At 60.7% G+C, this 18,703-nt stretch carries 17 protein-coding genes; 5 read left to right on the forward strand and 12 right to left on the reverse strand.

Going from position 1 to position 18,703, the window contains the following annotated elements; all coding sequences use genetic code 11:
• The coding region (locus NKJ94_RS10300; protein ID WP_352524712.1) for a helix-turn-helix domain-containing protein at positions 1-394 on the reverse strand (394 nt) is incomplete at its 3' end.
• 40 nt (positions 395-434) lie between these two features.
• On the opposite strand from NKJ94_RS10300, the gene NKJ94_RS10305 reads away from it, so the two are divergent.
• On the forward strand, positions 435-590 hold the full coding sequence (locus tag NKJ94_RS10305) for a YjiS-like domain-containing protein (protein WP_352524713.1): 156 nt from the start codon (positions 435-437) through the stop codon (positions 588-590).
• Between the two features lie 352 nt (positions 591-942).
• Here the strand turns inward: NKJ94_RS10305 and NKJ94_RS10310 are convergent, their stop codons facing one another.
• Together NKJ94_RS10310 and NKJ94_RS10315 are read right to left on the reverse strand one after the other, a co-directional pair.
• Positions 943-2,418, reverse strand: a complete 1,476-nt coding sequence (locus NKJ94_RS10310) for an ROK family protein (RefSeq protein WP_352524714.1) — start codon at positions 2,416-2,418, stop codon at positions 943-945.
• 36 nt (positions 2,419-2,454) lie between these two features.
• On the reverse strand, positions 2,455-3,360 hold the full coding sequence (locus NKJ94_RS10315) for a tagatose-bisphosphate aldolase (RefSeq protein ID WP_352524716.1): 906 nt from the start codon (positions 3,358-3,360) through the stop codon (positions 2,455-2,457).
• A 283-nt stretch (positions 3,361-3,643) separates the two neighbouring features.
• On the opposite strand from NKJ94_RS10315, the gene NKJ94_RS10320 reads away from it, so the two are divergent.
• From NKJ94_RS10320 to NKJ94_RS10335, 4 genes are all read left to right on the forward strand, one after another.
• Entirely contained in the window at positions 3,644-4,549 is a 906-nt protein-coding gene (locus NKJ94_RS10320; RefSeq protein ID WP_352524718.1) for a sugar-binding transcriptional regulator, read from the forward strand.
• A gap of 498 nt (positions 4,550-5,047) precedes the next feature.
• Entirely contained in the window at positions 5,048-6,025 is a 978-nt protein-coding gene (locus NKJ94_RS10325; RefSeq protein ID WP_352457851.1) for an ABC transporter substrate-binding protein, read from the forward strand.
• A 120-nt stretch (positions 6,026-6,145) separates the two neighbouring features.
• Positions 6,146-7,207: an ABC transporter permease subunit gene (locus NKJ94_RS10330; protein ID WP_352524719.1), complete on the forward strand. Its 1,062-nt coding sequence runs from the start codon at positions 6,146-6,148 to the stop codon at positions 7,205-7,207.
• The gene (locus NKJ94_RS10335) at positions 7,200-7,955 is read left to right on the forward strand and encodes an ATP-binding cassette domain-containing protein (RefSeq protein ID WP_352524721.1); all 756 of its coding nucleotides are present in this window, start codon (positions 7,200-7,202) and stop codon (positions 7,953-7,955) included. Before NKJ94_RS10330 ends, NKJ94_RS10335 begins: the two co-directional genes overlap by 8 nt.
• An 83-nt stretch (positions 7,956-8,038) precedes the next feature.
• Here NKJ94_RS10335 and NKJ94_RS10340 read toward each other — a convergent pair whose 3' ends face one another.
• The 9 genes from NKJ94_RS10340 to NKJ94_RS10380 all read right to left on the reverse strand — a co-directional run bounded on the left by NKJ94_RS10340 (position 8,039) and on the right by NKJ94_RS10380 (position 18,700).
• A complete protein-coding gene (locus tag NKJ94_RS10340; RefSeq protein WP_352524723.1) occupies positions 8,039-9,130 on the reverse strand; it encodes a Gfo/Idh/MocA family protein in 1,092 nt (363 codons plus the stop codon).
• A 56-nt stretch (positions 9,131-9,186) separates the two neighbouring features.
• Positions 9,187-9,951, reverse strand: coding sequence for an ATP-binding cassette domain-containing protein (locus NKJ94_RS10345; RefSeq protein ID WP_352524724.1), 765 nt, complete (start codon positions 9,949-9,951; stop codon positions 9,187-9,189).
• Positions 9,948-10,949 (reverse strand): ABC transporter permease, encoded by a 1,002-nt coding sequence (locus NKJ94_RS10350; protein WP_352524726.1) that lies wholly within the window; start codon positions 10,947-10,949, stop codon positions 9,948-9,950. Before NKJ94_RS10350 ends, NKJ94_RS10345 begins: the two co-directional genes overlap by 4 nt.
• Complete coding sequence (locus tag NKJ94_RS10355) at positions 10,946-11,935, reverse strand: sugar ABC transporter substrate-binding protein (protein ID WP_352524727.1); 990 nt, start codon at positions 11,933-11,935, stop codon at positions 10,946-10,948. Before NKJ94_RS10355 ends, NKJ94_RS10350 begins: the two co-directional genes overlap by 4 nt.
• Positions 11,936-12,583: 648 nt before the next feature.
• The gene (locus NKJ94_RS10360) at positions 12,584-13,429 is read right to left on the reverse strand and encodes a carbohydrate ABC transporter permease (RefSeq protein WP_352524729.1); all 846 of its coding nucleotides are present in this window, start codon (positions 13,427-13,429) and stop codon (positions 12,584-12,586) included.
• A 6-nt stretch (positions 13,430-13,435) separates the two neighbouring features.
• The gene (locus NKJ94_RS10365) at positions 13,436-14,332 is read right to left on the reverse strand and encodes a carbohydrate ABC transporter permease (RefSeq protein WP_502896222.1); all 897 of its coding nucleotides are present in this window, start codon (positions 14,330-14,332) and stop codon (positions 13,436-13,438) included.
• Between the two features lie 140 nt (positions 14,333-14,472).
• On the reverse strand, positions 14,473-15,726 hold the full coding sequence (locus NKJ94_RS10370) for an ABC transporter substrate-binding protein (RefSeq protein ID WP_352524733.1): 1,254 nt from the start codon (positions 15,724-15,726) through the stop codon (positions 14,473-14,475).
• Positions 15,727-16,466: 740 nt separating this feature from the next.
• The gene (locus NKJ94_RS10375) at positions 16,467-17,612 is read right to left on the reverse strand and encodes an ABC transporter ATP-binding protein (protein WP_352524734.1); all 1,146 of its coding nucleotides are present in this window, start codon (positions 17,610-17,612) and stop codon (positions 16,467-16,469) included.
• Positions 17,613-17,761: 149 nt separating this feature from the next.
• Entirely contained in the window at positions 17,762-18,700 is a 939-nt protein-coding gene (locus tag NKJ94_RS10380; protein ID WP_352524736.1) for a PfkB family carbohydrate kinase, read from the reverse strand.
• Positions 18,701-18,703: the final 3 nt, after the last annotated feature.

An 18,703-nucleotide genomic window follows, 5' to 3' on the forward strand; every position in this document is an offset into this window, starting at 1 on the left:
GCAGTTCTTCACCGACTGGGGTCAGCCGGTAGCCGGTTTGCTGACGCACGAACAGCGGTTCGCCGATCTGCTTTTCGAGCGCGGTGACGCGTCGTCCAAGGGTGGCTGCGCTGCGGCGCGTGGTTCCCGTCGCTGCGCTCAAGCCACCCAGCCGCGCAACGTCGAGAAACAACCTCAGATCGTCCCAGCCGATATCCATTTTGCAGAAATGAAAAACTCCTTGCGACCGTGGCTGTAGCGCGAAGCGGGTATCATGCGCAAGTGTGCAGGCATTGGAGGCGTTGGACAATCCTGCTTGGCGGGACAGCGACAAGCGCCTCGGCTGGCCAAGAAGCCAGCGCAATCCTTTCGATCGCGCATGCGCTTCGCGCAGATGCTTTGCGCTTTCGACCAACCCAAGCGCGCGGGCATTCTGCGCGCCAAAGGAGACGATCATGTTGTATGAACTTCGACGCCGTTTCGCCCGCTGGCTTGCCTATCGCCAAACGCTTGCGAGCTTGAGGCAGGTTCCGGACAGCACACTGGCGGATGCCGGCATTTCTCGCGAAGAGATCCGCGAGCGTGCCCGCCACGCCAGCCTGCGTCGTTGAGATAATGGAGGCGGGCATGCAGATGATGGAGCTTTGGGATGGCCGCTCGGTACCGCGCATCGGGGATCGGCACCTGGGCGGCGGGCGGCGGCGCGCGCTGGCGTGACACGGCTACCATCTATGGCGAGGTCGACGACATCAGGTCGCAAGCCGCGCCGGCGATGGCCTGTGACATCGGCGGGCGGGCGGCTGCCGCCTATGGCGCCGGCAATGCCGAGCTGATCCTCGGTCGCATCGTTACAAAGCACTCCTCAGGTCATACCTTTGAATCAAGAGCACGAATGAATCATGTCGCGGACAAGTCGCGCGCGGATCTGGAGATCATCATTTCAGGCGCGCAAGCTTCGCCTGCCTATGTGTCAATCGTCGCCCGCAGCCATTGCGTGATGGCATCGAAAGCGATTGGTTTCGTCGTGTCGACGTCAAAGAGCGGTCCACGCCGCAGCGGCTCGGCGCGCTTGGCCAGCTCGATCAGCTCGGGGACATAGGCCGCTCCGGGGTGGCCAGCGGGACGCTGGTCGAGCCGTGCGCGATAGCGCTCGGCAAGAACCTCGCCGGGTGCATGACACCAGATTTCGGCGGTCCGCTCGACGCCAGCCCTTCGCAGGTGATCCTCGAGCACCTGGCGCGGCTGGAAGCCGAACCAGGCATCGACGACAACTGTTGTGCCCGCCGGAGCTTCGCCGACCACCGACCAGATGGCTTCATAACTGGCGCGACCGAGCGAGCGGTTGAATTCACGATCACCGCCGCCGAGCGCTTCGAGGAACGGGTTCTTGATGGTATCGAGCGTAAGCAACGGCCATCCCATCCGGTCGGCGATACCGCGCGAGACCGTGCTTTTGCCGCTGGCGGGGATGCCGTTGACCAGCACGGCGCGCTGGCCGGGCACGGCACGCCGGCCCGGGTTGAGTCCAGCGGATGGCGAGGTCACCGGCGAGGCCGTAACTGCCGCCTGCCCTGCCAGCGCTTGCAGACCGGCGCCGATGACGCCGGCGTCGTCGCCGAGTTGCGCCGGTTCAACCGGGCATTGGTACCAGGGAGCCAAGGCCGGAGCCTTGGTAAGCGCCTGATGGGCCGCCTGGCCAAGTCCGCCGCCGAGCAGCACCAGATCGGGGGCGAACATCGCCACCGCTGTATCGATTGCCGCACGCAACGGTCTGGCCCAGGCTTCCAGTATCCCGCGCACCGGCGTGTCGCCGCTCGCATCCCGCGCGAAAAGCTGATCGACCGAGATATCCGGACCGAGGCCTGCGCGTGCGATGTGACGGCCAAGTGCTGTACCGGAGCTGGTGGTTTCAACGCAGCCGCGCCGGCCGCAGACGCAGGCTTCGCCTGATATGTCGACAGTGATATGGCCGAGCTGCCCCGCCGTCCCCTTGCCGCGGACGATCTGCCGGTCTTGAGCCACGGCACCACCAATGCCGGTCCCGATGGTGAACATGAGGATGTTTTCGTGACCCATGGCGGCGCCTCGAGCCATCTCGGCGACCAGTGCCATGTTGCAATCATTGTCGATCACGACGGGCTTGCCCGCCAGGTTTTCCAGCCGTTGCGCCGGGGAGACCGAGGCGAGGTTGACATAGCCTCCGGACAAGACGGCGCGACGCCGCGCATCGACGCGTCCCGGGACGCCGATGCCGATGGCGGCAACCTCCGGAGAATCGAGCCGGCGCACCATCTCGGCGATCCGGGAGAGCATGAGCGCCGGGTCCGGCGCGCTCTTTTCGGACATGCGGTCAAGGATTTCGCCTGTGCCGGAAATGCGGGCGGCGCGCAGATTGGTGCCGCCGATATCGATCCCGATGGCCATCGAACTATGAGGCATGACGTCCCGTGTGTGCCCGGTGTGAACGGCGAATGACTAAGCGGCTTTCTGCCGGTAGTTTCCGATCACGGCCTGAAGCTCGTGCAATCTCGACACTGCGATGGTCTTAAGCCTTTCCCGCTGAATGTCACGGTCCAGCGAGATGCAGTCCTTCCACAGCGACCGGCCGGCGATGACGCCTGACGCGCCGTTCTTCATCGCGATCTCGACCTGGCCCAGGAACGTTGCGTGGTTGACGCCGGCGGAGAGGACCGCCCATGGCACCTCGCCGGCCATGCTGCTGATCCTGGCGCAGGCTTCCGGCGTTCCGGGATAAGGAAGCTTGAGCACCTTTGCCCCGCATTCCAGCGAAATCCGAGTGCCCTCTTCGACAAGCCAGGGGATCTTGGCCGTATAGTCTTCAAGGCTTTCGCCTTCGAGTTGATAGGTCAGGAATTCGACGACGAGCAGCAGGTCCTCTTGCCCGAAGTCGGCGATGCACTGGCGCAGAATGGCGACGTTATACTCGTTCGCCTCCGGTCTGTCGGCCCTGAGATAGACCATGATCTTGCCGCCGGTGCCACCGAGTTCGCGGACGCGGCGCGCGTCGATGTCGGGAACGAGGCGCGACAGGCGGTAGCCGGCGGGCGAGACGTCGAAGCCCGAGGCATCGAGGCCGATGAGCAGAGCCGTATCCCGGTTCAGCACCCCTTCATCGACAACCCGCGGCACCGCGCAGAGCGGGTCGAGCAGCACGCAGGATGCCTGACTGGCGAGGTATCGCGTGATGTCCGCCTTGGTGTCGCCGAGCATGTCGTTGGTGATTTTGGCCTGTTCGGCAGGGTCCGACGCCAGCAAGGTCCGCATGCCGCCGCGCTGGTCACAGGCGATGGCCATCATGGCCCCGTCCTTGCCGCATATCTGCTGATAGCCGCGTAACTCCGCCGTCGTCATCTTTGTCATGGTCTTTTGTCCGATGTTGGCGCCCATTCACCAGGGCGCAGATCCGTGGAACAAGAAATGTTCAGTTTTTACCTGCCTGCCGGCAGGAAGGTTTGCCGCTTTGATGCGCCTATCGAACCGAGAAATCTGGCTTGGCAGCAACGTTCGGTGGAAACGAACCCAAGTTGCGAGTCTGCCGGATTTGCGCGATAACTCCCATCGGTTGATGGGTCTGTAACACATTGCTGAAAGGAATTGCAAGCTGTCTGTCCCTCCCGCACAAGATGCGGCCGCATCGCGGACGATGCTGCATACGGTCGCCAAAATGCACTACGAGGCGGAGATGTCGCAGGTCGACATCGCGCGCCGGCTCGGTGTCTCCACCGCCACCATATCGCGTTTGCTGCAGCGGGCGAGAGCAGAGGGCATCGTGCGGATCGAGGTTCTCGATCTTGTGACGCCCGAAGACATCACCAGGCAGTTGATTGACGGGTTGGGGCTGCGCGACGCCGCGGTCGTCGAAACGCCGGCAGCCGGAGCGCTGACGGCGCTCGCCGCACCGCTCGGCGCCTTGCTCAAGCAAGCGGAACTGACGGCCGGCTCGGTGGTTGCCGTCGGCTGGGGGCGAGCCATCCGCGAGGTGATCCGGGCAGGCCTGCCGCGCATTCCCGGGGTCCTTACCGTCGCTGCCACCGGCGGCATGCAGCAGCAGGCGGCGCATTTCCAGATCAACGAGTTTGTACGGCTGGCCGCCGAAGAGTTCGGCGGGACGCCGCATTTCATCCATGCGCCCTATCTGCCGTCCACCGAATTGCGTGAGGTCTTCCTTGGCGATGCGGCCATCCGCGACAGCGTCGCGCTTTGGGACCGGACCGACGTTGCGATCGTCGGCATCGGCCTGCCCCATGCCATCAATCCGCCCGAGGCGAGCGCGGCCACACTGAGCGAACAGGCCCTGTTTCATGCGGCTGGAGACGTCATCCGCCATTACTTCGACGCCGAAGGCACCCTTATCCCATGGGAAGGGGAGGGCCGGATGATCGCAATGTCGCCGGCCCAGCTTCGAACCGTCCCCTTGGTCATCGGCGTTGCCGCCTCGCCGGAGAAGGCGACGGCCATCATCGGTGCCGTCCGCGCGAGACTCATCAATGCCCTGATAACGGACACGAAAACGGCGCAAGCCATCCTCGTGGCTCTCGTGCCTCGATAGAAGGCGGACACCATGATGCGCGACATCGGCGCGCCTGATCAATCCTGAACCGATCGACGCCACGCGGTCCGTGACCCTGGCGCCCCGAAATCACCTGTTGTCTCGTCAGGGACTTGGGGGCAATAGTCTGCCGTGCGGGGCCCTGCGGAGCAGACAGATGTTGTCCGGTTTGAAAAGCGTTCCGGCCAGGGAAGTACCCGGTTGCAATTTCTTTCAGCAAAGTGTTACAACCTTGCAGCTAGGGGCGCATGCGCCTAGCGGCGCAGTTCTCTGGACCTTGCGGATGCGAGGAAACGGGACTGCGGGCATCAGAGCTGGTCGGTTTCGACTGGCTGATCTAATGACTGGGCGCCTGGGAGGAGCTGCCCGTTAACAGCAAGCAGGCGAAACCCGTTTCCCAGCCGTCAGCGCATTTACGATTCCTAGCCTGAACAGATTGACGGCCATTTCCGATATCAATCGCAACGGCAAATCTGCCAACATTATGAGGAGGATGTTATGAAGAAGATTGTTGCCGCCCTGGCGGCCCTCGCCATCTGCGCAACGGCGCTGATCACGCCCGCTTTGGCGCAGGACAAGAAGTTCACCATTGCTCTCGTTCCGGGCCTTACCACCGACGGCTTCTACATCACCATGCGCAAAGGCGCCCAGGCGGCGGCCGATGCCCTTGGCGTGACCCTGGTGTTCCAGGGCGCTTCGGATTTCAATCCGGTAACGCAAGTCCCCGTGCTTGACGCGGTCATCGCCAAGAAGCCGGACGCGATCCTGATCGCGCCAACCGACAAGGTTCAATTGGTCGAGCCGCTCCGCAAGGCCAATGATGCCGGCATCCCGGTGATCACCGTCGACACTTTCATCGGCAGCGGCGTCTACCAGACCGGTGCCGGTGAGGCGGATTTCCCGCTGTCCTATATTGCTTCTGACAACATTCTGGGCGGTGAGATCGCCGCGCGGGCATTGGTCAAGGCCATAGGCGGCAAGGGCAAGGTCTATGTTTCGAACGTCAAGCCCGGCATTTCGACCACCGATCAGCGTGAAGAGGGCTTCAAGAAGGAGATGGCGAAGCATCCGGACATCACCGTGCTCGAGACGCAGTTCAACGACGACGACGCCAACAAGGCTGCCTCGCAGCTCCAAGCGACGTTCGCGCGCAACTCCGATCTCGTTGGTGTGTTCGGTGCAAATCTGTTCTCGGCGATCGGCGCGGCGAACGGCGTCAAGCAGGCAGGGCAAAGCGGCACCATCAAGGTCGTCGCGTTCGACGCACCGGTCAGCATCGTCGACAACATCAACACCGGCTTGGTGGACGTTGCGATTGCCCAGCATCCGGCCGAGATCGGCTATTTTGGTGTCGTTTCGGCCTATGCCCACCTGACCGGCCAGTCAATCCCGGTTGCGATCGGCACCGGCTTTACGATCATGGACAAGTCAAACATCGCGGACCCGAATATCTCGAAGTACCTCTATTCCGAATGAGGTATCTCTATTCCGAATGATTCCAACCAGCTTGGTCTCCTTCCGGCTTGCCGGGAGGAGACCTGCGCCGGGTCTCTAGGACCCTGTTGACGGAGGCCGCGCTGCGGATCGGATGTGTCAATGACTTCAACATCACCAACCGAGCAGAGCGAAACCCATGTCGCCCCTCAGGCCGACCATGGTGATCCGGCCAGGACCTGGCTCGGACGCATCGCCGAAGGGCGCGCCTGGCTGTTTCTCGCCGGCCTGATCATCTGTTTCGAGGTTTGGTCGAGAGTCTCCTTCGGCGCGACCTTCGTGCTCAATCCGTTCAACGTGCAATCCATTGCGATATTTGCCGTGGCGCCGTTGCTGCTTGCGACCGGACAGACATTCGTCATCATTTCGGGAGGCATCGACCTCTCGCTGGGCTTCATCATGGGCCTTGCTGCTGTTGTCGCGGCCCATGCCACGAATCTGGCTGGCGCCGCCATGCCGGTGCCTCTGGCCATGATGGTGGGCATTCTGGCGGCCGTGATCGTCGCGGGAGTCCCTGGCATGATCAACGGCTTGCTGATCTCGCGCCTCAGAATTCCGCCCTTCATCGGCACGCTTGGCATGTTTGGCGTGGCGCGCGGCGCTGCTTTCCTGCTCGCCGGCGGCACGACGGTGCCGGTCCAGAATTCCTGGTTCGCGCTGCTCGGCAACGGCAGGTTCTACGGTGTGCCTTATCTCGTCATCATTGCAGCCGTTTTCGTCGTCGCGATGCACTACATCCTGAGCCAGACCCGGTTCGGCCAGCATAACTACGCCATCGGCGCCAATGTGCAGGCGGCTCGTCGTGCCGGCATCGACATCAGAGGCCATATCCTGCGCCTCTATGTGCTTTCGGCGATGTGCGCAGGCCTCGGTGGCGCTCTCTATGCAGCGCGCTTCACCGCGGGCGCGGCCCAGGCCGGCGAGCCGTTGCTGCTCGACAGCGTCGCAGCCGTCGTGATCGGCGGCGCCAGCCTGTTCGGTGGATCTGGCACGATCTTCGGGACGGTCGCCGGTGCGCTGGTGATCGCGGTCATTCAGTACGGGCTGGTTTTCGTCAATGTCGAGCCGTTCTGGCAGTTCATCGCCGTCGGCGTCGTCATCATCATTTCCGTTCTCATCGACCAGGCGCAGCGCCGGTTCAGTGGAGCCCGTCAGGATGAATAGCCCAGGCCAGACCACCCCCCTCCTGGAAGTCCGGAATCTTTCCAAGCACTTCGGCGCCGTCCGGGCGCTCAACGATTTCTCCATGGTCGTGCGGCCGGGCGAAGTGGTGGCCCTGGCGGGCGACAACGGCGCCGGCAAGACCACGCTGATCAAGGCGATATCGGGCGTCTTTCAGCCGACGGGCGGTGAAATTCTGCTGAGGGGTCAGCCGGTGACATTTGCGACGCCGCATGACGCGCGCGAAAAAGGCATCGAAACAATCTATCAGGATCTCGCTCTCGCCGACAATTTGTCCATTGGCGCCAATATCTTCCTCGGCCGTGAACCCATGCGCAAGGCCTTCGGCTTCTTGCCGGTGCTCGATCGCAAGGCCATGGCCGTCGCCGCCAAGAAGACCATGGGACGGTTGGATTTCCATGTGAGCCGGCTCGATGCCCCGGTCAGCAATTTCTCCGGCGGTCAACGGCAGGCTGTTGCCATCGGCCGGGCCGTCTATTGGGACGCACAGATCCTGATCATGGACGAACCGACCGCGGCCCTCGGCGTGCCCGAACAGCGCAAGGTCATTTCGCTCATCCACCAACTCAAGGCCCAAGGCAGGGGCGTAGTCTTCATCTCGCACAATTTGCTGGATATTTTCGCCGTGTCCGACCGCATCATCGTGCTGCGGCGCGGCGTCCAGGCCGGCGAGCGCAAGATATCGGAAACCAACCATGACGAAGTCGTCAAGCTGATGGTTGGCGGATAGACCGCGAGCCGGAAAGCGTAGACCCGCCAGCCGGGAGCCAATGCAATCTCCTCGTCGGATCTACCCTCAATGAAAGGGCAGCTTCAGCGCATAATCCCCGTAGTCTGTTTCATGCGATCAATGATCTCCGCCATCAGCACCAAGTCGCGACGAGAGTCCGCGAGATCGGTCAGAGGTTTGGTGCCGTCCATGATGTGGCGATGGAAGCTTTCGAGCTCATTGGAGAAGGCATCGCCATAGAGCGGCCCGTATGTCCTCGTCACAGGACCGCCGACGCCGGCTTCCGTCACTTCCAGCCGCGTCGGCAGGCTGCGGATATAGGGCGTGGCGTAGATGATGCGGACCCGCTTGGTGTTCGAGCGCACCTCGATCATGGCGTCGAACAGGCCGAGATCGTCGACCACCGCGTCGTAGCAGGCGGCGAAATGTCCGTAGTCGAATGTCACGCTGGTATTGGCGCCGCCATTAGTGCGGTGCGCCGCCAGCACGCGAGCCGGTTCGCCGAGCAGTCCCCGCATCGCCGAAATGTGGTGCGAGGAGAGCGCCGTCAGGCCCCGATAGGCCCGCACCAGATCGGCGGGGGCATCAATACCCACCACTTCACGGATCAGCGCTTCGCGTTCCCTGGCGCCGCGCGCCAGCAAGTCCGGCTCGATGTCCTGGGGATAGAGGACATTCTGGCTCTTTTTCAGGAAATGCCGGCCGTCGGAGATCAGGTCGAAGATGCGGACATGGGTGATGTCAGCGAAGTCGGGCAGTTCCTCAATCGCCGCCAGATAGGCCGGAGCATAGCGCCTCATGTAACCGACGAAGATCGTCTTGGCGTAGTTCGGCGTCAGCGCCAGCAGCTCGTCGATCTCGCGCACCGTCAGGCAGGCCGGCTTTTCCAGCAACACATGCTTGTTCGCCTCGATGGCGGCACGCACGAAGCGGCTGTGGGTTTCATCGGACGAGAGGATGAAAACCGCGTCGATGTCAGGTGAATTGATCAGTGCCTCGGCGGAATCGAAGGCAGCGGCGGTCGGATATTCGGACCGGCACAGCGCCATCAGGCTCGCCGAAACGTCATAAACGCCGGATATCAGCCAGCGGTCGCGCTGATCGCTCAGCACCGGCAGATGGATCGACTGCGCAACCTCTCCTAGACCCACAAGTCCGACACGGATTACTGCCACTGCAAACTCCCTTTGATCTTAATCATGTCGTCCCTGGCTGGTTAGTGTCCCCGCCGTCACGCCGCGCCGGTGACGAGCGCGACGAGCTCGTTGCCCGTGGTCTCCGAGGCCCGCACCGTGGCCACCATCCGTCCGGCCCGCATCACCCAGATCTGGTCGGACAGACGCCGCACCTGATCGAAATTGTGGCTGACCAGGATGACGCTGACAGCCTGTTCGCGCAGGCGCCGGATCAGGGCTTCGACATTGGCGGTTTCCTGCACGCCAAGGGCCGCGGTCGGTTCGTCCATCACCACCAGCTTGGCGCCGGAGCCGGCAGCACGGCAGATCGAGATCGCCTGCCGCTGTCCACCCGACAGCCGCCGCACGCGCTGGGTGACCGAGGGCATGTTGATCGACAGGCGCGAGAGCATGGCGCGAGCCTGCTGCTTCATGGCCTTGCGGTCGAGCAAGGCGAAGGGTCCGATCCGGCGCACGATCTCGCGGTTGAGGAAAAGGTTCTGCGCGACGGTGAGTTCGTCGATCAGCGCCAGGTTCTGGTGAACCGTTTCTATGCCGGCCTTGCGCGCATCGTCGGGATTGGCGAACGGGTGCGGCCGGCCGTCGAAGAAGATCTCGCCGCCATCCGGTACATGGACGCCGACCAGGCAGCGGATCAGCGTCGACTTGCCGGCGCCATTGTCGCCGATGACAGCGGTGACCTCGCCGCGACGAGCCTGGAAGGCGACATCGGTGAAGGCGCGGATGCCGCCGAAATGCTTGCTCAATCCTTCGCAGGCAAGGATCGCGTCGGTCGACGGGATGTGATGGACGGCGCTCATTTCTGATACCGCATGATCAGGGCCGCCAGCACCACGATGGCACCCACGGCGAGCGGTTGGTAGAAGGCCGAAACGCTAAGCAGCGTCAGCCCGTTGACGAGGGCAGTGAGCATCAGCGCACCGATTGCCGGGCCGAGAATGCTGGCGCGCCCGCCGAACAGGCTGACGCCGCCCAGAACCACCGCCGCAACCGAATTGAGCAGCAGGCTGGTGTTGATCAGCGGCTCGGCCGAGCCGATGCGCGCCACCAGAAGCAGCGCGGCGATGCCGGCGCAGAATCCGGAAATCGTGTAGGCGGCGATCTTGACCCGGTTGGTCCGGATCCCGAGCGAGCGGGCACTTTCGGTCTGGCCACCGGTCGCCAGCAGATGCACGCCGAAGCGGGTGTGGTAGAGCGCAATATGTGCCACGAGCACAGCGGCGATTGCCACCCAGACGGGATAACCGAACGGCCCGAAGGAGCCGGAGGCCAGCCGCAGTAGGAAGGGCGAGCCCACCATCCTCCGCACGCCCCCCGCCAGGATCAGGCCAAGGCCGGTGATGCCCGAAAGCGTGCCGAGCGTCACCACGAAGTCGGGAATACGCCCGGCGGTGATGAGCACGCCGTTCAGGAATCCCACGGCACTGGTGGCGGCGACGGCAAGCACGCAGGCCAGCAAGATGCCATAGCCGGCGGCGTTAACGAGGCCCAGAATGATGGCGCCCAGCATTACGGCGGCCGCGAGCGAAAGATCGATGCCGGCTGTCGCGACGACGAAGGTCTGGCCGATCGACAGCACGACAAGGATCGCCGCCGCCAGCAGCAGGGCCTGCAAATTGGCGATGCTGAGAAAGATCGGCTGGGCGATGCCGAACACGATGACGAGGCCGACCAGGCCGACGACGGATGCCCAGTCGGCCCAGAAGGAAGGATCCAGGAGGAGAGCCGTCAGGGAGGGGCGGCTCTCCTCCAACGCGCCCGCGTCATGCGCGGGCGCGTTTTGTTCAGGAGTGGTCACTGCAACATCTCGCGGAAGGGATCCGGATAGTCGCCACCCGGGCGCGGGAAGTTCTTCAGCGAGGCTTCCGCATTGTCCTTGTTGATCAACAGCACTGGCGCCGGCACGTTGGCGGGAAGCGTCTTGCCCTTGGCCGCCGCGGCACAGGCTTCCACGCCCATGGCGCCGACGACATAGGGATATTGCGCCACGGTGGCGGAGAGTTCGCCGGCGGCAACCGATTTCAGCGCGTCGACGATGCCGTCAAGTCCGATCACCTTGACGTCCTTGCCTGCTGTCTGCACGGCGCGTTCGACGCCGAGTGCCATGATGTCGTTAGCGGCGAAGAAGCCGGCGAGATCGGGGTGCGCTGCCAGGATGTCGGTGGCCGCGGTGAGAGCCTTCTCGCGATCCCAGTCGGCGCTCACCATCACCACGACTTCGAGCTTGCCTTCGACGGCCTGCTTGAAACCCTTGATGCGGGCATTGCTGCCGACATCGCCGACGATGCCTGCCACCAGGGCGACCTTGGAACCCTTCGGCACCAGCTTCAGCATCTCCTTCCCGGCCAGTGCGCCGGCGGCGACGTTGTCGGTGCCGATATAGGTTGAGATGGCAAAGCCCGCCGCCTTGGCCTGCTCGGCATCGATGGTGCTGTCGATGTTGACGATCGGCTTTTTCTTCTGGGCGACGGGCACCAGCGCCTGCACCAGGTTGGAGACGCTGATCGGATTGACCAGGTAGCAATCGAAATCCTGCATGGCCATGGCGGTCAACCGATCGGCCTGCCCGGTTGCATCGCCCATGTTGGCGGCTGCCTGGACGGTGACGGCCACGCCGTTGGCCTTGGCCTGCTCTTCGATACCCGTGTGCATGTACTGGAAGAAGGGATTATCGAGACCCTTGACGAGGGCCGCGACGCGCGCCGCGTCTTCGGCAAGGGCCGGCACTGAAACGATGGTTGCAAACAGACCTGCGCCAAGCGTCAGGCAATTGAACATGCGCATGCGTCGTCCTCCTCCTATTTGTTGGGTGCGTTGCATCTGGTTCGTTTTCGGCGAACGGAATGCCTGATGTGGCGCGGGCTGCCTCGAGGTTTGCGATGACAGACTGCCGACCGATCGGCGATCGCCATGCAATTCGTGGGTCAGGGCCCCTTTGGGGCCTTTTTTCGTGCCAGGCATTGCTCCTCCCAGAGCGCTGATTGATGCCTTGTCAGCGTTTCCGCATGTTTTAGAAAAATTTGACACGCGTCAAGATTTAAAATGGTGTGCCGCGGGTTTTGATGTGCTGCATTGCAGCAGACCGGTGTCGAGCTATCGCGGCATCAGATGGCGAAATCGACAAGGCCGGGGATGTCGAGGCCAGGCTAGAAGCCGGCTTTGTCAGCAGTCGGATTCAAATTCCGAGTGCGCCACTCAGGTCGAAGGCAGCGGCGTCAGCGCTAGGCCATCCGGGCGAAACAGGTGGCAAACCGCGGGAGAGATGTCGAGCGCGATCGGGCTGTGCAACGGCGTCCTGTCGCCGCCTTCGGCCTGCACGACCCTCGACGTGCAGTATTTGGCAATAGCGCTGGCGCTGTCAAAGACCGGACTTTCGGGGCCGGTATGGGTTGATGTGTTCAGCAGCGAACAGCGAACTGGCAGTCAGTTTGCTCAGCTCTTCACCGACCCGGCGGCCAGGCCCGCGAGGAAGTAACGTTGTGCAATCAGATACAGGATCAGAAGCGGGAGTGATCCCAGCACGCTCATCGCCATCATCTCGTTCCATTCGAACGCATGTTGGCCCATAAGCAACTCGATACCGATCGGAACGGTCCGCATGTCCGTCGACTTCGTCAAAGTGAGCGCAAAAAGGAACTCGTTCCACGCCAACAGAAACGTATAGACCGCAGTCGCGACGACGCCAGGGACTGAAAGAGGGATAATCACACGCCACAGCGCTGTCCAACTTGACCCCCCATCGACCAGCACTGCCTCATCGAGTTCCTTTGGCAGGGTATTGAGATAGCCGGTCATCAGAAGGATTGCGTAAGGCAGGGTGAATACCATGTAGGTTAGAATCAGCGCGAAATAGGTGTTGAAAATGCCGAAGGCGACGACCATGCCGAAATAGGGGATCAGAAGCGTGATCGGCGGTACGGTCTGTGTGCTGATGATGAAGACGTTAAGCGTATTCTTAAGCCGGAATGAATAGCGGCTGAAGCCATAGGCCGTCAGAATGGCGATCAGTAACGTCAGGAGGGTTACCACTCCCGCGACCAGATAGCTGTTGAGAAAGAAGCGCACCTTGGTCGGATCATTGAAGATCGAAAGATAGGCTACGTTCGTGAAATGGTCGGGCAGCAGTCTCGGCGGCAGGGCAAAGATCTCGGTGTTCGATTTCAACGAAGTGAAAAACATCCACAGGATTGGAAAGCCTGCAAAGACCAGACCGGCCGCGAGCCCGAGATATGTCAGTACGGTCGGCAAAACGGTGTTTTTGAAGGAGCGCTTTGCCATTGCCGGTCACCTGGCCTTCTGGTGTTTGATGTAGAAGTAAGTCGCGCCCATCGAGATGATCAAGATGAAGATCGCGCTCGCCGAAGCCTGTGAAAATTCGTAACTCGAAAACGCAAGCTTATAGGTATACGTGCTCAGCACCTCGGTCGAATGGATCGGTCCACCGCCCGTTGTCATCCAGACCAGGGGGAAGACTTGCATCGTCCAGATGAAATCCAGCAGGGCGATGCTGATGATGATCGGCATCAGCTGCGGGATCGTGATGTACCGAAACTTTTGGAACTCATTGGCGCCATCGATGCCGGCGGCTTCGTAAAGGTCCCTGGGGATGCCCTGGAGACCGGCGAGCAAGCTGACCATGTATAGGGGATATCCCGCCCAGATGTTCGCAAACGTCAACGCATGGATCGCGGTTTTCGTCGAGGAGAACCACTCGACCTTGAAGTTGACGATATGGAGCGTCATCAGGATGCTGTTGACCACGCCATTGGGATCCAAAAGCAGCCGCCAGATGATCGCGATGATCACTGCCGTAAAGAGCCAGGGTAATATGTAGAGAACACGCAGGATGCTTCTAATCATCGGATGGACGCGTTGGGTGTTCAGCAACAGGGCGAAGGCCAGGCCGATTAGAAGGTGGAAAATGACGCTCATCACCGTGAAATAGAGGGTCTGCCCGACCGACTGCCAGAAGACTGGATCTGTGAAGATCGTCTCGTAGTTCTGCAACCCTATGAAAGCAGCGTCCTTTTTCATGATTGCGCCGTCCATCAGCGAATACCGCAGGACCGTGATCATGGGAAACAGCATTAGTAGACAAAACAAAAACGTGGCGGGTGCCACATAAAACAGCGGAGTCAGCCGCTTTCTCGTCTTGTAAGAAAGCATGCCACGCTTCCGCATTTTCGTTCGCGTGACGATCAAACCTTCATTGGCGAGGCTCATGAGGTACAATCCGCTTGGTCATCGACCGTATGGTCCGGTTCCGATGCAGCGGCAGCGCGATAGATCTTATCGCGCTGCCGAATTGTCTGAAGCAGCGCCTACTTGGCGAAGTCAACCAACCACTGCTTTTGCGTGTTGGCAGCGGCCTCCTTTGCGGTTTGCTGGCCGTCGAACATCTTTTGCACTTCGACGTTCATGTCGCGCATCAGGTCTTCGGCCACCGGCAAGCCCACGAATTCATTGGCCAAGTGACCGCTTTGGAAGATCTTGAAGGCTTCCTCGAACAGCGGGTCCGATTTCGAGAAGTCAGGCTTCGCTTGCACGTTGCCCGGAAAGGCATTTGCGAGCGATACTAGGCGGCCGTTCACTTCCGGGCTCATCAGATATTCGACAAGCTTCCAGGCTTCTGCCTTATGCTCGGTGCTGTTGCTAATGCCGATGCCCCAAGAGGCATAGGGCAGTCCGCGCTTACCCGTATAGCCATCGACTGCAGGAAGCGCAGAGATACCGAACTTGAGATTGGGGTTACGCTGGCGGATAAGATTGATATGAGCCAGCGAGTCGATCATCATTCCGACACGGCCGTTGACGAACTCTTCGACCTTGTCCTGTTCCTTCTTGGCAAAGATGCCTGGCGATATGACGCCGGCGTCCTGTAGCGACTTGATGTATTCGAGTGTACCGACCACGGCCTCATTTTCCACGTCGGGCTTGCCGTCCTTGAGCATCGATGCTCCGGAAGCCCAGACCCAAGACATCACGTCGTTCTGGATGCCGCCGGGGTTTTGCAGCGATAGCGGCAGCACCCACCCGTACTCATTCTTGTCCGCATTGGTCATCTTCTTCGCGGCAGCGGCGAATTCTGTGCGGTTGGCCGGCATCTTGTCGACACCAGCAGCCTTGGCCAGATCGAGGTTGACGAAGACCGGGTATACGAACGAGGCGAGCGGGAACATGACGCTTTGGCCGTTGACCTTGATGATGTCAGCGATCTGGCTCTGATCATATTTGGCGTCAGCCATCAGGCTGTCCATGGAAGCGATTGCGCCCTGCTTTGCAAGGCCATTGACCCATGCTCCGTCCAGGCCGACGACGTCGCTGAGCGTCCCCGACGCGGCGCCGACCACGATCTGATCATGGGTGGCGGAATAGGGACCGCTGACGAGCGTCACCTTGATACCAGGGTTTTTGGCTTCGAAGTCGTCCATGATGCTACGCAGAGCACCGGCGGGCATTTCGGGCTCCCACCATTGGATGAATTCTAGATTGGTCTCAGCAAAGGCGCAGGTAGCAGACAGTGCCCAGACAGCCACAGCGGACGTGGCCGCAGCAATATATCTTCTGACGTTCATGTTTTCCTCCTAGGAGCGACGTTTGGCTCGATCCTCCCGATCGCGATCAAACTAGGTTCTTTTCCGGGTCTTTGTGTCAATCAAGAACTGCAATCGTGAAAAATGGGTAGGATGCCGGGACGTTATGAATGAATGTAAGCCGTTGATTAGTATATAGTTTTCTTAAGTTCTCTGAGATAGTTTTTCCCTTGTGCACATTGCTTGTGCCGCTTTCTTTTCTCTATTTTCGTAAACAAATGAAAGCCACTCCCCTAAAAAGAAAGCAAATGAAAGTCGTATATTCGAAGAGAAAAAACGCCATTCGGTGGGTCGCGCGCTCGCGTAGACGTCGCAATTCAGAGGCGTTCAGGCGATCGTTTTGGTTGTCGATGACAGGGTGCCGCCGGGCACAAGACGATCTCCACCTCAGGTGGAAAAATCGGCTGTCGCGCGCTGAACCGATGTCGAGCAAAGTCTCACCATTTGCCAGCGAAGACGGCCCGAGCTTCCCTTGATACAAAGCGAACAATCCTGGTCACCCATGCTTGTTTCCTGGCCGGCCTACCGATCTGGAGCAGGCAGCTCAAAGCTGACGGCCTAAAATGACCATCAACCAACCGATTTGATGGGCGAGCGAGAACTGGTCGGATTGCCCAGGAGAGCGAAGCCAGCGTCTACCATCACCTACGCAAATGGACCAGAAGACGGAAGCGACATTTGCGCCTTCGACCCTTTACCCAGGTCAACCATCGCGGATCACGCTAGATTGTGAGGTGCGTCTGGGGATCGAAGAAGTGCAACTTGGCCGCATCGATCGCCAGATTAATCAACTCGCCCGGCCGGACCACGCTGACGGCTTCAAACCTCGCTACGACGTTTGCTGCCCCGCTTAGATCTTCAACAGCATCTGGATCGCCAGAATCGATTCGAACCGCGTCGACCTTCAAATGAACGATAAGCTCGGATCCCAATTCCTCTGTCGTCTTCACGATGGCCGGTAGAGTGGCATGTCGCGATCCCGATTCCAGACTGCTGTCGTAGAGATCCTCGGGGCGTATGCCGAAGATGAGCGTCTTGCCTTCGAAGGCACTCAGACCAGGAGAGCGCTCAAACGCACTCGTCGGCACCGGTATCGAAAAGGTCGGCAGGTTGATCCTGCCATTGTGCAAACGGCCTTCGAACAGGTTCATCGACGGCGAGCCGATGAACCCCGCGACGAAGGCATTGACTGGTCGATTATACAGCGTCTTTGGCGTGTCGACCTGCTGAAGGACACCGCCTTTCAAGACCGCAACCCGGTCGCCCATGGTCAAGGCTTCGGTCTGATCGTGCGTTACATAAATCGTGGTCACCCCCAGCTGTCTTTGCAGGCTGACAATTTCCGCGCGCATTTGCACGCGCAGCTTGGCATCGAGGTTTGACAAGGGTTCATCCATGAGAAAGGCTGCCGGTTCGCGCACCATCGCGCGCCCCATGGCGACCCTCTGGCGTTGTCCGCCAGACAGCGCCGCCGGCTTACTGTCGAGCAGCGTGTGCAGCTGCAGGGTCTTTGCTATTTCATGGACGCGCTTCGTGCGCTCGGCCTTGCTCTTCCCCGCAAGCTTCATCGAGAAGCCTATGTTGTCGAACACTGTCATATGCGGATAAAGGGCATAGTTCTGAAAGACCATCGCAATATCCCGGTCCTTCGGCGCCAGGTCCTCAACATTCTCTCCACCAATGCTCAGGGTTCCGCTGCTGATCTCCTCCAGCCCCGCGATCATGCGCAAGGCTGTCGATTTTCCGCATCCCGAAGGGCCAACGAGAATGAGGAACTCGCCGTCGTTTATCGTCAGGCTAAGATCCTTGATGGCTTGGAATTTCGTCCCGTAGGTCTTGCAAATTTTGTCCAACACAACAACAGCCACGTCACATCCTCCCTATTGTCAGCGCTACCTAAACATCCGAATAGCCTCCGCCCGGCGCGACTGCAGATCGAACCGGCATTGCTATCTGCGCGGTTAACCGCGCGCCTCGGACGCCCCACCAGCAGCGGCAAGTTCCGAGTGATGAATTCTCAGTCTGGCGACGTAATCGGTATGGGCACAGGCGCATTTTCTTTCGCCATCCACGCGACACAGGCGTTGTGATCCGGCAGAGCCATGCGGCCACCCCGGCCCGTCACTGAGATCGCGGCCGCGGCAGTTGCATAAACAGCGCAGGCGACAGGCTGCTTTCCCTGCGTAAGAGCGAAGGCATAGGCGCCATGAAAACAATCCCCCGCGCCGGTCGTGTCCACTGCCCTGACCTTATAGGCCGGGACATGCCACAAAACGACATCGTCCTTTTGCCGGATATAGGCTCCTCGATCGCCTTCGGTTAACACGACCGCGGAGCGGTCATCTGACCACAGCTTGCGCAGGATCGCTGTCGCCTTGCCCTCGCCAGTATAGGTTTGGGCAAATTTCAGAGGCAATACCAGGTGATTTGACAGGCGGATCAATCGTTCGGTCGCAGGTCCGACAGTCCACTCAATATCGGCCACCACCGCTAGACCCAGCTTACGGGCACGAGCAACGATCATGTCGGCGTGCGTGGCGTAACCGTCGATCAGCAGTACCTGGGCTTGCGCAAGGACGCTATCGGCCAGCGCATCGGAGGTCCCGTGCGGCACATCATCATCATAGGCGATGAACCTGTCACCATCGGGCGCGACCGTAATAACCGACCGGATCGGCTTGGCATCGGAACGACGTGGCGCGAAAGATATGTCGACGCCGTGTCGTTCAAGCTCGTGGGCGCCGACATCCGTAAGTGGCTGATCACTCAGCCAGCCGATGAAACCGGCACGCCCCCCCAGCTTGGCGACAGCAACGAGTGCCGTCGCCACATTGCCGCCGTGGTCCTTCGTGCGATTTGTCACCTTCCCTTTGCCAGCACCCAGCGGGCTGTCGACATAGATGATGTCGTCAATCGCCAAGGCTCCGAAGCCCAAAACCTGCAGATTGCCGGTCACGGC

This window comes from Mesorhizobium sp. M0060 (assembly GCF_040323155.1).
In the GTDB taxonomy this organism is placed as follows: Bacteria; Pseudomonadota; Alphaproteobacteria; order Rhizobiales; family Rhizobiaceae; genus Mesorhizobium.